Source organism: Ruegeria marisrubri (assembly GCF_001507595.1).
Classification (GTDB): domain Bacteria; phylum Pseudomonadota; class Alphaproteobacteria; order Rhodobacterales; family Rhodobacteraceae; genus Ruegeria; species Ruegeria marisrubri.
Genome location: NZ_LQBQ01000001.1, coordinates 647,246 through 659,350 on the forward strand (window position 1 = coordinate 647,246; position 12,105 = coordinate 659,350).

General features: G+C 65.2%; 15 protein-coding genes. 4 read left to right on the forward strand and 11 right to left on the reverse strand.

Annotated elements, in window-relative coordinates:
• Positions 1-48: 48 nt before the first annotated feature.
• From AVO45_RS03075 to AVO45_RS03085, 3 genes are read right to left on the reverse strand one after another with little or no spacing between them, the layout of a single operon-like run.
• On the reverse strand, positions 49-486 hold the full coding sequence (locus AVO45_RS03075; RefSeq protein WP_068344319.1) for a hypothetical protein: 438 nt from the start codon (positions 484-486) through the stop codon (positions 49-51).
• Between the two features lie 2 nt (positions 487-488).
• Complete coding sequence (locus tag AVO45_RS03080) at positions 489-1,427, reverse strand: phage tail tube protein (RefSeq protein ID WP_068344322.1); 939 nt, start codon at positions 1,425-1,427, stop codon at positions 489-491.
• A gap of 21 nt (positions 1,428-1,448) precedes the next feature.
• Positions 1,449-1,868, reverse strand: a complete 420-nt coding sequence (locus AVO45_RS03085; protein WP_068344324.1) for an acyl-CoA transferase — start codon at positions 1,866-1,868, stop codon at positions 1,449-1,451.
• A gap of 71 nt (positions 1,869-1,939) precedes the next feature.
• On the opposite strand from AVO45_RS03085, the gene AVO45_RS03090 reads away from it, so the two are divergent.
• A complete protein-coding gene (locus AVO45_RS03090) occupies positions 1,940-2,116 on the forward strand; it encodes a hypothetical protein (RefSeq protein ID WP_157770084.1) in 177 nt (58 codons plus the stop codon).
• Positions 2,117-2,214: 98 nt separating this feature from the next.
• Positions 2,215-3,594 (forward strand): DUF3825 domain-containing protein, encoded by a 1,380-nt coding sequence (locus AVO45_RS03095; RefSeq protein WP_068344328.1) that lies wholly within the window; start codon positions 2,215-2,217, stop codon positions 3,592-3,594.
• 18 nt (positions 3,595-3,612) lie between these two features.
• Here AVO45_RS03095 and AVO45_RS03100 read toward each other — a convergent pair whose 3' ends face one another.
• From AVO45_RS03100 to AVO45_RS03115, 4 genes are all read right to left on the reverse strand, one after another.
• A complete protein-coding gene (locus AVO45_RS03100; protein ID WP_068344329.1) occupies positions 3,613-4,242 on the reverse strand; it encodes a DUF6441 family protein in 630 nt (209 codons plus the stop codon).
• On the reverse strand, positions 4,239-4,550 hold the full coding sequence (locus tag AVO45_RS03105) for a head-tail joining protein (RefSeq protein ID WP_068344331.1): 312 nt from the start codon (positions 4,548-4,550) through the stop codon (positions 4,239-4,241). Before AVO45_RS03105 ends, AVO45_RS03100 begins: the two co-directional genes overlap by 4 nt.
• Positions 4,550-4,885 carry a DUF2190 family protein gene (locus AVO45_RS03110; protein ID WP_068344333.1) on the reverse strand — a complete coding sequence of 112 codons (336 nt, stop codon included), beginning with the start codon at positions 4,883-4,885 and terminating at the stop codon, positions 4,550-4,552. The genes AVO45_RS03105 and AVO45_RS03110 overlap by 1 nt, the downstream gene beginning before the upstream one ends.
• A gap of 79 nt (positions 4,886-4,964) precedes the next feature.
• Positions 4,965-7,031, reverse strand: coding sequence for a prohead protease/major capsid protein fusion protein (locus tag AVO45_RS03115; RefSeq protein WP_068344697.1), 2,067 nt, complete (start codon positions 7,029-7,031; stop codon positions 4,965-4,967).
• A gap of 141 nt (positions 7,032-7,172) precedes the next feature.
• On the opposite strand from AVO45_RS03115, the gene AVO45_RS19625 reads away from it, so the two are divergent.
• Positions 7,173-7,514, forward strand: coding sequence for a hypothetical protein (locus tag AVO45_RS19625; protein WP_157770085.1), 342 nt, complete (start codon positions 7,173-7,175; stop codon positions 7,512-7,514).
• On the opposite strand, the gene AVO45_RS03120 is transcribed toward AVO45_RS19625, so the two are convergent.
• The 4 genes from AVO45_RS03120 to AVO45_RS03135 are packed head-to-tail and all read right to left on the reverse strand — an operon-like array spanning position 7,511 to position 11,709.
• A complete protein-coding gene (locus AVO45_RS03120) occupies positions 7,511-9,001 on the reverse strand; it encodes a phage portal protein (RefSeq protein ID WP_068344335.1) in 1,491 nt (496 codons plus the stop codon). The two genes, AVO45_RS19625 and AVO45_RS03120, sit on opposite strands and share 4 nt — an antisense overlap.
• A complete protein-coding gene (locus tag AVO45_RS03125; RefSeq protein WP_068344336.1) occupies positions 9,001-9,210 on the reverse strand; it encodes a phage head-tail joining protein in 210 nt (69 codons plus the stop codon). Before AVO45_RS03125 ends, AVO45_RS03120 begins: the two co-directional genes overlap by 1 nt.
• On the reverse strand, positions 9,210-11,201 hold the full coding sequence (locus AVO45_RS03130) for a phage terminase large subunit family protein (RefSeq protein ID WP_068344338.1): 1,992 nt from the start codon (positions 11,199-11,201) through the stop codon (positions 9,210-9,212). Before AVO45_RS03130 ends, AVO45_RS03125 begins: the two co-directional genes overlap by 1 nt.
• A complete protein-coding gene (locus tag AVO45_RS03135; RefSeq protein WP_068344340.1) occupies positions 11,149-11,709 on the reverse strand; it encodes a hypothetical protein in 561 nt (186 codons plus the stop codon). Before AVO45_RS03135 ends, AVO45_RS03130 begins: the two co-directional genes overlap by 53 nt.
• A 111-nt stretch (positions 11,710-11,820) precedes the next feature.
• Between AVO45_RS03135 and AVO45_RS03140 the strand changes: the two genes are divergently transcribed.
• Positions 11,821-12,090, forward strand: a complete 270-nt coding sequence (locus AVO45_RS03140; RefSeq protein WP_068344342.1) for a hypothetical protein — start codon at positions 11,821-11,823, stop codon at positions 12,088-12,090.
• Positions 12,091-12,105: the final 15 nt, after the last annotated feature.

Consider the following 12,105-nt stretch of genomic DNA (forward strand, 5'->3'; position numbering starts at 1 on the left):
GGCCGATAAGATCCCAGACCTGCCAGCCCTCATGGGTGAGCGGCCGGTTCAGCCGCGCCGGGCAGTCCGAGCAGGCTTGCTCGCAGCCCTCGCAGTATCGCTCGCCCCCGCCGAAGGACCATTCGGCGAGAGCGCGGAGGCGTTTTTTTCCTGCTCCAGCAGCAGACCCTTCGAGACATACGTCAACTGGAAGGCTTCGAAGATCGGCCAGATGTCGAGCAGGGCGTCGATGGACTCGGGGCTCGGGTCGATGGGATTGCCGTCGACATCACCCACGCCGTCCCAGACAAGCACCGCGCGGCGCGCCAGCGCCTTGGCGAAGGCGACCGCGCGTTCCTCGTCCGATGCGCCTTCGGGCACCGCCTCGACCTCCGGGTCGCTCCGGGTCGCCACCATCAGCGCGGTGGTCAGCGGGCGCAGTTGCACGCGGACGCCGGGCGCCAGCTCGAGCCAGCGCGGTTCGTTGGAAAGATCGAGGGTCAGCATGATCAGTAACTCGCAACTGCGTTCTTGAGAACGATTGTGCACATCTGCCCGGCCACGGAATCGTAGGCCGCCTGCCAGTCGAAGCTGGCCTGGATGCCCTGCGGGCCCTGAATTTCCACCCGGGGGCGCGGCAGGTAGACGGCGTGGGCGGTGATGGTCAGGCTCACATTCGCCGAGATCACCCACGAGAACTCGAGGCTGGCGGCCGTCCCGTTCAGCGCTTGGTCCATCAGGGTCGTGTCGGCAAAGCGCACGTCGATCTTGCCGGTGAGCGCGGCAATGGAGGGGTCCGCGCCGTCGATGCGGCCATCGTTGCGGATGGTCTCGATGCGCTCGACATTGTTTGCATAGGTCAGATCGGCCGAGACGATGTTGCCGAGTGCCGTGCCATTGCGCTTGATCGCCCCGTTGAAGTGCCCGAACCGCTGCAGGGCGTAGGCCGTGGGCGTGCCCGCCGCCGTGGCCGTGGCGACATTTTCACCCTGCGCCACCAGCTTGATATCGGCGGTCAGCAGGCCAGAGCGCTGCATGGCAATCCTCAACTGGTCCAGCACGCAGCCGGTATACATGGCAAAGCGCGGGATCTCCGGCATGGCCACCTCGATGGCCATGCTGGGCAGCGCCCACGAGCCGGACTTGAAGGTGTGGGTCTTGTTCGTGGTGCCGGTCGTCGTTGGCGTTCCGAAGGCCGCCTTCAGCCAGAAGCCGAAGGCCTCGGCATCGAGCGGCACGGTGATGTCGCCATCGGCCGTCACCGCGTCCTTGATCGGGGCCAGCGGATCGCGGCCGTAGCCGAGAAGCTCCGAGGCCAAGAGCGGCTGCTCGGCCCCGAGCGAGGCGCTGGCAAAGGGCATCTGCATGAAGCCCGAGGCCGGCGCGGTGCCATAAGTCGTCTCGAACGCGGCCGCGAGCTGCGACCGCGCCCCCTGGGCGCGTGCCATGGTGTTCTCCTTGAGTTGGGATCAGGCCAGCGGATCGGCCGTGGTGTAGTGAAGGATCACCGGGATGACGGCCGCCTTCAGACTCGCCGCGCCCTCGACCGGCAGATCCACGGGCTGCGGCGCTTCCGCCTCGCCCCAGTCGCAGAGCCCGCCCAGCGTCCGGTCGGCGGAGAGCGCCGCGCCGATGCTTGCGACGAGCGTGTCGAAGGCGGCGTCACGGTCGGTGCCCTGCACAACGGCCTCGATCTCGGCGCGGTGCTGGTAGTGGTAGGCGAGCGGCGAGAGCGTCACCTCCGGCTCCCCCGGCTCGCCGTCGCGAAGGATCAATAGCCCGTCGGCCGGTACGCGCTCGGGCAGCACCTCGCCGCGCAGGGCCGTGGCGGGCAGCGCCGAGAGCCGCGCGTGCAGCGCGGCGAGGATGGTTTCGCGAGGGGTGGGCATTTCTCATCGGGTCTTGAACTATCTAGAACCTCTCCTACCTTAAGATGTTGGCGATTTTTCAGGAGGGTCCGATGGGACTGTTTAGCAAGAAGTCTAGCGGTGGCGGCTACGAGAAATCCGGCTCCAAGGGCAAGCCTGGGCGGGGCTATGGCAAGGGGAAGGCGTATTCCAACCCAGACAAGTATAAGCCCCGCACTGAGGCTCAGGCCCGCCGCGAGGAGCGCAAGGTCGACCGCTTCTGGAAGTGAGTCCGACCTATCGCTAGCGTAGCAAGTAAGGTGCCACGACGATTCGGGGTGCCAATACACCAAGATTGCAAAAACGCATACACGACTGAGGGAGACAGATGCAGGGGCGGATCAAAGCGTACGTTCACGAAAAGGGGTTCGGCTTCATCAAGGTCGACGGGCAGTCCAATGATGTTTTTTTCCATATTTCAAGTGTTAAGGACACGTCCGTTCGTTGCGTCATTGACGAGCTTGTGGAGTTCGACGCGAGCGAAAGCAAGCGCAAGCCAGGCACGCTGGAAGCTTCAAACGTCAGGCTGGCGGCAGGCTATGAACACGCTGCATTCCGACCCACGGGACATCCGTCTTCGTACTTGCTCCAATGGGGGTTCACACAGCTTGACGACGTCGATCCTCGTGGGAACAAATGCCGCGGCGTCTTGCACGATCTAGCTAAAATCGCACTCGACGAGGATTGGGCCTACGGAGACACACATAATCCGCGAACCCCGTTTCCGATACTGCGAAATTACCTGATCAATACCTTCTACAAGCAGTACCGCGACGGACGAGTTGCCGAGGTCGCACACGGCGGAAAGAGTTGGGCAGCGTTCAACACTGGCCTAGTCGACGACCGATATGACCCGATCTTTGCTCTCTACGAGCAGAATGATCGCCCTCCGCGCCCATGGAAGTTCCATTCATTCTGTCGGCCGAACATCGGGCGCGACGGTCAGATATTGGCCCGTAACTTCAATCCCTTGCCCGCTGCCCCAAAGTACTTCGAGAAAGCAGAGGACGTCATTTTTGATCCGGATACCCCGATCCAGCCTCGCTACGATCACATCGTTTATGACAGTATCGAAAAGGGTCGGTATCCTGCCGAATTCTTGAAGAAGCATGTGCCCAATGGTCTAGAATGGACGGATCCGGCAAGTCTGGAAAAGCCGGATCGAGAGGCGTTTCTCCGCAGCTTTCGGGTGGCCCTTGAAGCCGACGCACGGACTGATCGCGACATTCGAAATCGGATCGACGATGCGATAGCTCTCGCTGTTAAACGAGCCCGATGGAACTTCAAAACCGCGATACCCCTCTATTACCCGAAGGCGAACGCGATAAGTCTTCTATTGCCAATCGCACTTGTTGATGACGACAAAGTTGACCTTGCACTTGTGGCAACCCGGACTGCCGCAGGCGGATACAGTGGCGAGACGGTCTATAAGCTTAAGTGGGCGTACGATCACGCCCGACTTGTATGCAGACCGGACAGCGACTGGCTGACTCCCAGCGCCGGCGACGGAGTTGAAGAGGATGATGAGCAGGTAGAAGAAGCCGCTGCGGAAGCCGCCGTTGAAGACTCGATTGCGGAAGAATACACCACTTCGGGTGAAGCTGAGATGGCAATGCATCGGGACGAAGGCCCATGGAGAAAGCCGTCAACCGATCCGGAGACGACGCGAAAGGAAAGCCTATTCAGCGGTCTCTTCGGTCGCCGTTAGCGAGTATGTAAGAGAACCTCACACCTGCCCCTCCATCCAGTTCGCCACGATCAGCCCCGGCACGCTGTCGCGCGCCCGCCCGGCATCACGGTTGAGGTCGAGCCGCTTCGGCAGCTTAACCTGCGGCACCAGCAGGAAGATCGGCACGGTGGCGCGGCCCCGGCCAGTCTTGGAGCGGGAGACGACACCGAGGCCCTTGGTGTTCAGCCGCCCGTCGGCCACCAGCAGGCTCGGCCCGCGCCGGCGATAGACGAAGCGCAGGCGCAGGCCTCGGCGGCGTTCCCATTCGCCCGGTGTCAGCTTTGCCCCACGCCGCCCCTTGCCGGCGGCGGGCAGCGGGATCGCCAGCCAGAAGCCGTCTTTCGAGCGGATCAGCGGGCCGGTGTCGTGGGCGCCGACGATGACCGGGGCCTTGGACCAGACCAGCGCGGCAGCGTTCAGGCTCTCGCCAGCCTTCGGGTAGGTCTGGTTCCGGATGGAGTTCGCGAGCCGCCGGCCGAGCCCCGCGCCGGTGATCTGGCCGCGCCAGGCGGTCTTGAGTCCGGTGCCGGCCTCGCGCATGGCGGCGGTGACGGCCTTCTCGCCCGCCTTCACCTCGGCGGCCATCGCGGCGACGAGGTCGGGGGTGACGTCCAGTTTCAGCTTCATGCTGGCCGCAGGTCCACGGTCCAGACGAGCCGCTCGCGGTCGCGGACCGGCTCGCCTTGAATGAGGAAGGCCTCGCCGTCGATCTCGATCCGGTCGCCGGGACGCGGGGTCGGAACTTCAGCAACGCGCAGGTCCACTCTTGTCGTTTCCGACCAGAGGCGCGCCTGGCCGAAGTCGGTGATGGCATCCGCCTGCCGGGAGACGACACGCACCAGAGCGGGCGCGCCCCCAGCGGAGGTGTAGATCGCCTCGCGCCCGATGTTGGGGTCATTGAACAGGGCATCCACGACGGCGGAGAACGCCGTCATCAGAAGCTCGCGTTCAGGCGCACCCGGCCGATCACGTCGCCCGCGCCGCCCGCGACGGCTTCGGTGGCGACGCCGATCAGGGTATTCGCCGTGGTGGTCTTGGTCGCCTCCTTGTTGGTGTTGTCCCAATAGACCTTGTCACCGGCCGACCAGGCCTGGGACGCGACCTTCTTCAGATCGAAGACACCGACAAGCGCGACCTCGAGGGTCTCGCCATTGACGGCGTCCCCGGCGGCCACGCCGAAGATGGAGCCGACAAGCAGGCCGTCGCCGGAGGTCACCGCATAGGGCGCGGTGAGCGTGATGGTGTTACCGGGCTGGACGTAGTTTTTCATGAGCGGGATCCTTTGCAAAAGGAAACGGGCGGCCCGATTGGACCGCCCGTCAGGGTTCAGATGTCAGGGATGGCCGGGTTTATGCCCCCGGATTCTTGTAAAGGCCGCGCCAGTCGATCGCCTTGGCGCCGAAATCAAGGCGGCACTTGATCTCGACGCCGTCGACGTCGAAGCCGTTGCGCGTCTCGATATAGGCGCCCTGCTGGCCCTCGAGATAGGCGTATTCGATGGTGTCGATCTGGTTCGGGCTGGCGGCCAAATACCAGGCGGTCTCGCTGGCGGCGTCGAGCCGCGGCTCGCTGATCGGCGTGAGCGTGCGGATCGATTGCGGCACGACGCTGGCGCTTGCGGCGGGCACGAGGTTCTGGGCGACCAGCTGCTCGGCCTTCAGCTCCAACGCCGCCGGCACGATCAGGTAGGCGGGGCGGACATTCAGCACCGTCTTCTTGTCGAGCCCGGTCTGCTTCGCCATCGCCGCGCGGGCCGCGCCGACGCTGGTCACGTCCAGCGCCGCGCCCGTGCCGGCGAGGTTCTTGTGGGTGGCGTGGAACAGCGCGTTGCCATCGGCCATGGCCGGGTTGGCGGTGATGATGCCCCAGACCACGTCCGACTCCAACTGCGCGATGGAATTGCCATACATCGCCGGGATCCGGGTGAAAGCGTCGAGATCGTCGTTGATCAGCGTCTGGCGGGTGATGGCAACCACCCGGCCATAGGTCTTGACCTTGTAGCTTTCCTTGCTCTCGCCCAGCGTGCCGCGCTTGAACTCGCCGCTTTCACTCACCTCGAGCAGCTGCGGCGCTTCGCCGAGTTGCACCCGGTGCATCGCCTTGAAGTCGGTGGCGAGCACCTGGCGGCAGAACAGCATGAAGGTGCGGGGATAGGCCTCATAGGCCTGCCGGAGCGTCTTGTTGGTGACGGCCGACAGGATCTCGGGGAAGTCCGAGGTCGAGTGCAGCGCCCGCGTCGCCACCTCGTCCCGCGACAGGCCGCGCGTGTTCACCCCCGCATTGCCGAGGCTCTCGCGTGCCAATTCCAGGAGCGTCATGCCGCGATATTGCCGCGCGGCATCTTCCAGTTCGAAGAGCGTCGGGCTGTAGCGGTGCAGCAGCGCGTTGACCACGGCCTCGCGCCGGGTGATCGCCTCGTCGCGTCCACCGAGCGGGATCGAGACCTGGCTGAAGGTGCGGGTTTCTTCGGATTTGGCGGCCACCTGGTCGAGGATCAGCCGGCGCGCCTCGTCGATATCGGTACCGCGTTTCACCAGATCCTCGGCAAAGCTGCGCTCGAGGTTCAGGCGGCCGGCGAGATCGTAGATCGTGGAGACGCGGTCGCGTTCCGCTTCCCGGGCGCGGGTGGCGGCTGCTTCGGCGTCAGGCGCCGGAGAGACCTCAGGCTTTTGCTGGCTCGGTTGCGCTCGGGTCTCGCTGACGGGCGCGTGCGGTTCCGTCGCGGGGGTCTTCGACGCGGGCATGGCAGTGTCCTCGGTCGCGACCGGTTCGGTCGGTTGGGTGATGGTGCGGAGTGCGGCGTCGGTGGCCGGGGTGTCGGTCTTGTCGCTCATCGGGATGGCTCCTGTGGTGGTGGGTTGCACGTCCCGGCGATGAAGGACGCAATCGTGAAGTTGGGATCCGGCGCGGAAGCCGGCGGCGGGGTCGGCGCCCACGGGCACGGCGGAGATCTCGAACGGGGTCCAGTCCACCGCCCGCCAGAGCTCCCGCTGGCCGTCCGGCTTCGAGATCTCGAAGCGGTGGATCTGGTAGCCGATGGAGACGGCGCGGATGTGCCCGGCCTCGATGTCGCGCCAGATGTCGCCCACGGCGTCGCGCTCCGAGAGCCGGATGCGGGCGATGCCCAGTCCGTTCTCGATCCGTGCCGAGCCCGGCACCACCGAGCCGATCACCGCGTCGAGATCGTGCGCCTTGTGCACCTTCAGGAACGGCGCGCCCGCGTTCAGCCGCTCGAGCCGCACATGCTCGGGCGCCATGCTGAGCTCCTCGTCATGCGGCTCGCCGAAGAGCGCGGCACGCCGCACCCGGGCGCCGGTCGACCAGATCACCTCGATGCTGCGCGTCTCCGGGTCGATGCTGGCAGGCCGCAGCTCCGCCGACCGGCGGAACGCCGGCAGTTCGATCGTCTGCTCCATGTTGATCAATCCTTTTCGTTTGGCCCGCGCCCGCGCCGAGTCAGTGGGGCGGATTCAGAAGCAAAGCTGCTTTTTCCGATCTTTCCCCTGAAGTAGACTGAAGCTGAAAGCACCTGCTCATGCCGGAAGGACCGAAATCCCATGCCCTCTAGCCTCGAAGCCGTACTCGCTGAATTGCCCGCTTCAGTCGCACAGCTGTTTCGCGAACTTCACGATCATCCAGATTTCACCTGTGCCGCCTTGAAGATTCAGCTGACGGTTCATTTCCGCGGGCAAAAGGTCGGCGGGTTGAATCGCCACACCAGCGAGTGGTATTTCTCAAAGATCTTCGTCGCTGATCACGGTGGCGAAACGATCCCTGAGAAACATGGATTCACCAAAATCCTGAAGAAACCGGACCACACATATTGGGGCCGGAGCGGCGCGGGTGCCTGCGAAGCTTTTCGATCCGCACTAAGCGAAATGACAGGTGTTTCACTTTAGCCAGTATTCTGATCGTTCACGGGGTCACTGGCTTGCGCGCTGCCGGTCTTGGTGACACGGCGCGGATCGCTGTCGAGCACGAGGCCCAGCTCGTCGAGCTTGGCGTTCGTGGCCGCGATCTCGGCCAGCACCGCGTCGGGGTTGCGGCCCTGCCGGGCGATGGCCTCGGCGAGCGTCATGGTGCCGGAGCGGATCGACAAGAGGTTCGCCATCGCGTCCTTCTGCGGGTCGACCGCCTCGAACTTCGGCGGCGACCATTCCACGGGCACGTCCGGCGTGGGGATGCGGCCCGCCGCCCACGCGGCCTCGGTGAACCAGCGCCACACGGGTGCGCAGAACATCGGAATGAAAAGCTGCCACTGCACAGCGTCGATCATCCGGCGGAACTCCACGAGCCCCGCCCGGATCGAGGAATAGTTGACCTGGCTCAAGTCCCCGGTCAGCAATTCGTAGGGCACCCGGAACCCGGCCGAGATCGTGTGCAGGCTCGCCCTCTTGTATTCGCCGTAGCCGCCGGTGGCGGCGGGCTGGTTGAAGCGGATGTCCTTGCCGCCGCGGGCATAGGCGATCAGCCCCGGCTCGAACTGCTCCACCCGGTTGCCGTCGGCGTCGACCACCGCGGGCGCGATGCCCTGCTGTGCCTCGTCATCGCCAAAGACGATGGCAGTGACGCAGGCCTCGGTTTTCTTGCGCACGATCTCTGCCACCTCGTAGTCGTCGAGATCGCGCAAGGTCCGGATCACCGGCGCGCCCCAGGGCACGCCACGCGCCTGCGTGCGCTGCTTCTCGTAGACATGGGCAATGTCGGTCGCAGGCACCGGGCGGCTCTGCAACCCGTTCTGCAGTGCCCCCCAAGCATCGCCGGGATGCTCGGCATGCAGCCAATAGGCCCGGCGCTTTCCGACCGGGTCGAACTCGATGCCCTGCACGAGGCGGCCATTGCCGATCGCCCCGGATTTCGTGGCGTCGAGGAAGTCGGCCTCAAGCACCTGCAATTGCAGCGGCACCGGTAGACCGTCACTTGCGCGGCGCAGACGTCGGCGCACCAGGACCTCGCCCGCCTCAACCATCTCGCGACAGATCAGGGTTTGAAGCCCATAGAAATCGAGCTGGCCGTCGGCATCGGCGGCGTCCGACCACCGCGCAAAGAGTGCATCTACCTTTCGATCCAGTTTGTTATTGCCGCTGGCGGCGCGCGGCATGATGCCCGCGCCGACGATGTTGTTTACCAGCACTGCCACGGCCTTGGCCGCATGCGGATTGTTTCGCACCAGATCGCGCATCCGATCCCGCAAGAGCGCCCCGGCAACGCCCACCTCGGTATCGGAGGAAGTGCCTGGGGCCCGCCACCCATCGGTTCGCCGCCCTTTGGCCGCGCCATCATATCCCCGCGTAAGGGTTTCGAAGGCCTGCCTGGCAAGGACTCGACGGGCCGCCGTGCGCGGTGCCACCGTGGCAATCGCGTGGTCAAACCAGTTCGCCGACATCAGCGATCCCCGCGCGAGAAGCCCGCGCGCCCGGCGATTGGCAACGGTTGCGCGGTGCCCGCGATAGCGCGCTCAATAGTCCGGATGCGGGCGAGCAGGTCTTCCGCCGAGCCGTAATCCACCGACTTGCCGTCATAGCTGACCCGGGTCGTGCCGCTGGCATAGGCACGGCGCAGCGCCGAAAGCTCGGCTTCCGTCCAGTTCGTCATCAAAACCATCCTCCACGCCGCCCGAGCCAGTCGGAGCGGCGCTTGCTCTGCGGGGCCTGTCCCTGCCTGTTGATCTGCCCTGCGGGATCCGCGGAGGCGTCGGCAACACCGAGTTGATCCTCGAGGTCGCGCCATTTTTCGTCCGTCCAACGATCCGCGCCCGCGATCCAGGCGGCGGCGCGGGCATAGACCCGGCAGTCCAGCGCCTCGTTCCGCTCTCGCAGCTTCTGCCATTCCAGCCGCGCAAAGCCGCGCTTCGTGCGCACCGTCACCAGTTGTTCGGCCACAAACTGCTTCAGCCATTCGTTCTCGACCCAATGCGGCAGGTGGACTGTGCCGGGGGCAAAGGCCGCACCGCCCACCATGTCCTCCTCGGTCGGCCGTTCGAGCCTCAGGAAGCGATAGGTCTCGGCCTTGAAGGTCGACACCGCCACGGTCCAGAGCCGTGCGCCCCGGCGCAGACGTTTGCCGCCCTCGGTTGCATCCACATAGGTGGGGCCCGACACCGGGCTCGCCCGGTTGAACCCCTCCACGCCCTTTACTGGCGAGACCTGCGCAAAACCTTGAGCCCGCGACCAGCCATAGACCGCTGGGGCCTCATAGCCCGTGTCGATGGCGAGCCGCGCGATCTTCAGATGTGCGCCGCGCTCATGCGGCCACGTTCGACCCAGCAGTTCCGTGAGTTCGCCCCAAGCTTCATGCCGGTCGGGCCCGCCTTCGATGACGATGTGATCGACCAGCCAGCTTTCCAGCCCTCGGCCCCAAGCCCAGACATCGACCTCGATGCGGTCCTTTTGGACATCGGCCCCGGCGGTCAGGAACAACCCGCCCGCCGGGACAATGCCCGGTTTCCAGCGTTCGCGCTGGTCGTAGAGCCGCTGCCAGTCCGGCGCTTCGCCCGTTTCAACCCATGTCTCGCCAAGGATTGTGTTGCGAAACGCCTTGATCGCCTCGTCCGATCCTTGAGCCGCGTCCCACGCCCGCACGATCCGCTCCCAGCTCAGCCAGCCGATCGGCGAATAGAGCGCCGAGAGGTGGTATCCCACAGTGTTCGGATCTGCCGCCGTAGCGGTTGCCCGCCATTCGCCAGCTTCCAGCATGGCCGTCTTGTGATGTTCCGCGATGGGCGTCTCGCAGCTCTCGCAGTGATATTCCGCCGTCTCCGGCTGTCCTTTTTCCCAGCGAAGCCGTTCGAACTTCAGCCACTGCATCGCGCCACAATGCGGACAGGGCACGAAGAACCGGCGTTGGTCACTGGCCTCGTAGTCCCGTTCGATCCGGCTCATCCCCCGAATGGTCGGCGTCGAGACCAGGAACACCTTGCGCCTGTGGGCAAAGGTCAGCGACCGCGCCTCAGCCAGCGTGACCGGATCGCCTTCCTCGTCGGCCGAGGCCGGATAGGCGTCAACCTCATCCAGAAAGATGTAGCGCGCCGGAGTCGAGCGGAGACCTACCGCCGAATTCGCCCCGGTCATGATCAGGATGCCGCCTGCGAATTCCTTCGACAGCATGGTGTTGCCGGCGTCGCGAGACCGGGCCGGTTTGACCCGCTCGCGCAGGACCGGGCTTTCGTCGATCAACGGATCGATCCGCTGCCGCGAGTTCCGTTTCGCCAGTTCCACCGTTGGCTGGACCGCAAGCATTGGCCCTGGCGCCTGGTGGATTGCAAAGCCGATCCAGTTGTTCCCGGCTTCCGTCGCACCGACCTGTGCCGCCTTCATGAACACGATCCGCTGCGTTGGATCGCCGGGCGACAGCCGATCCATGATCTCGCCCATGTAGGGCGTGCGCGCGGTGCGATACCGCCCCGGTTCGGCCGAGGCACGCCCCGAGAGCATCCGGTGCCGGTCCGCCCATTGCGAGACCGTCAGGTCCGGGTCCGGCGTGAGGCCTTCACTCCAGGCGCGCAGGATCTCGGCCGCGCCATCAAAGTCGTCCTCACCGGAGATCGGGTTTGACCTCGGCGAGATCGTCGAGCTGGGCACGGACATGTTTCTCCAGGACCTTTTGCATCGCGGCAGGCTCAACGCCCAGATCGGCCGCCATCAGCGCCGCTGCCCGAGCGGGCCAATTGACCCAGACATCGCGTTCCTGCCGCGCCAGCCGAAACACCAGCGACAGGGCTCGGGCCCGATCGATCAATTCGCCTTTCAGTTTTTGCAGCCGGAGGCGGCGCTCTTGCGCCTTCAGAACCTCGTTGGCCGTCTTGGCCTGCAGGAACGTCGTGCCGCTGCCCACAGGTGGGGCGGACATCCCTTGTTCGCGGAGCGTTTCGCCCACGGCCGAAACCGCGGCCTCAGAGACGGGTTTGAGCTTCGGCTTCGGTGCTTTGCGGGTTTTCGACGGATCGGTCGCCTGCGCGCGCAATGCGTCACTGGCCTCCGCATCGATGCTGCCATCGGCATGCAACACCAGCCGTCCCGTGGCCTTGGCCTTCTGGATCGCCCCGCGTGAGAGGCCGACGCGGGCGGCGTATTGGCGCTCGCTCAGACCCTCCATGGCGCGCTCCGGTTGTCATTAAAAATCATGTGCTTATGTGGTTGATAAGCCTCCCCACCAGAGCGAACGTGGTCTCACGAAAACGATGCAACTCACCTCGGAGCCGCCACGATGACCCGCCTGAACCCGATCACCACCCCGCGCTTTGAGGCCCGCGTCGAGAAGGCCCGGCGCAACCGCGAGGCAGCCCTGAGCGCCTTCATCGGCAAGAAGGCGGAGATCGACGAGATGCTGGCCCGACTGCAGGCGCTCAGCGGTGACCACTTCAACACCCACCCCGACGAAGTGAACTGGGGCCACGTCGGCACCCTCGAACACTACGCTAGCCTCCTGAAGCGCATCACCGACAGCGCCTTCGGCGAGGGCGAACACGCCGAGTGATCTCGGGCCCAGCCG

Excerpts from the sequence above, each read along its gene's own strand:
- AVO45_RS03115 (WP_068344697.1), bottom strand. The coding sequence starts at position 7,031 with ATGGAGCAGACGATCGAACTGCCGGCGTTCCGCCGGTCGGCGGAGCTG.
- AVO45_RS03140 (WP_068344342.1), top strand. The coding sequence starts at position 11,821 with ATGACCCGCCTGAACCCGATCACCACCCCGCGCTTTGAGGCCCGCGTC.
- AVO45_RS03110 (WP_068344333.1), bottom strand. The coding sequence starts at position 4,885 with ATGAAAAACTACGTCCAGCCCGGTAACACCATCACGCTCACCGCGCCC.
- AVO45_RS03120 (WP_068344335.1), bottom strand. The coding sequence starts at position 9,001 with ATGTCGGCGAACTGGTTTGACCACGCGATTGCCACGGTGGCACCGCGC.
- AVO45_RS03130 (WP_068344338.1), bottom strand. The coding sequence starts at position 11,201 with ATGTCCGTGCCCAGCTCGACGATCTCGCCGAGGTCAAACCCGATCTCC.
- AVO45_RS19625 (WP_157770085.1), top strand. The coding sequence starts at position 7,173 with ATGCCCTCTAGCCTCGAAGCCGTACTCGCTGAATTGCCCGCTTCAGTC.
- AVO45_RS03085 (WP_068344324.1), bottom strand. The coding sequence starts at position 1,868 with ATGCCCACCCCTCGCGAAACCATCCTCGCCGCGCTGCACGCGCGGCTC.
- AVO45_RS03090 (WP_157770084.1), top strand. The coding sequence starts at position 1,940 with ATGGGACTGTTTAGCAAGAAGTCTAGCGGTGGCGGCTACGAGAAATCC.
- AVO45_RS03100 (WP_068344329.1), bottom strand. The coding sequence starts at position 4,242 with ATGAAGCTGAAACTGGACGTCACCCCCGACCTCGTCGCCGCGATGGCC.
- AVO45_RS03135 (WP_068344340.1), bottom strand. The coding sequence starts at position 11,709 with ATGGAGGGTCTGAGCGAGCGCCAATACGCCGCCCGCGTCGGCCTCTCA.
- AVO45_RS03095 (WP_068344328.1), top strand. The coding sequence starts at position 2,215 with ATGCAGGGGCGGATCAAAGCGTACGTTCACGAAAAGGGGTTCGGCTTC.
- AVO45_RS03075 (WP_068344319.1), bottom strand. The coding sequence starts at position 486 with ATGCTGACCCTCGATCTTTCCAACGAACCGCGCTGGCTCGAGCTGGCG.
- AVO45_RS03125 (WP_068344336.1), bottom strand. The coding sequence starts at position 9,210 with ATGACGAACTGGACGGAAGCCGAGCTTTCGGCGCTGCGCCGTGCCTAT.
- AVO45_RS03080 (WP_068344322.1), bottom strand. The coding sequence starts at position 1,427 with ATGGCACGCGCCCAGGGGGCGCGGTCGCAGCTCGCGGCCGCGTTCGAG.
- AVO45_RS03105 (WP_068344331.1), bottom strand. The coding sequence starts at position 4,550 with ATGACGGCGTTCTCCGCCGTCGTGGATGCCCTGTTCAATGACCCCAAC.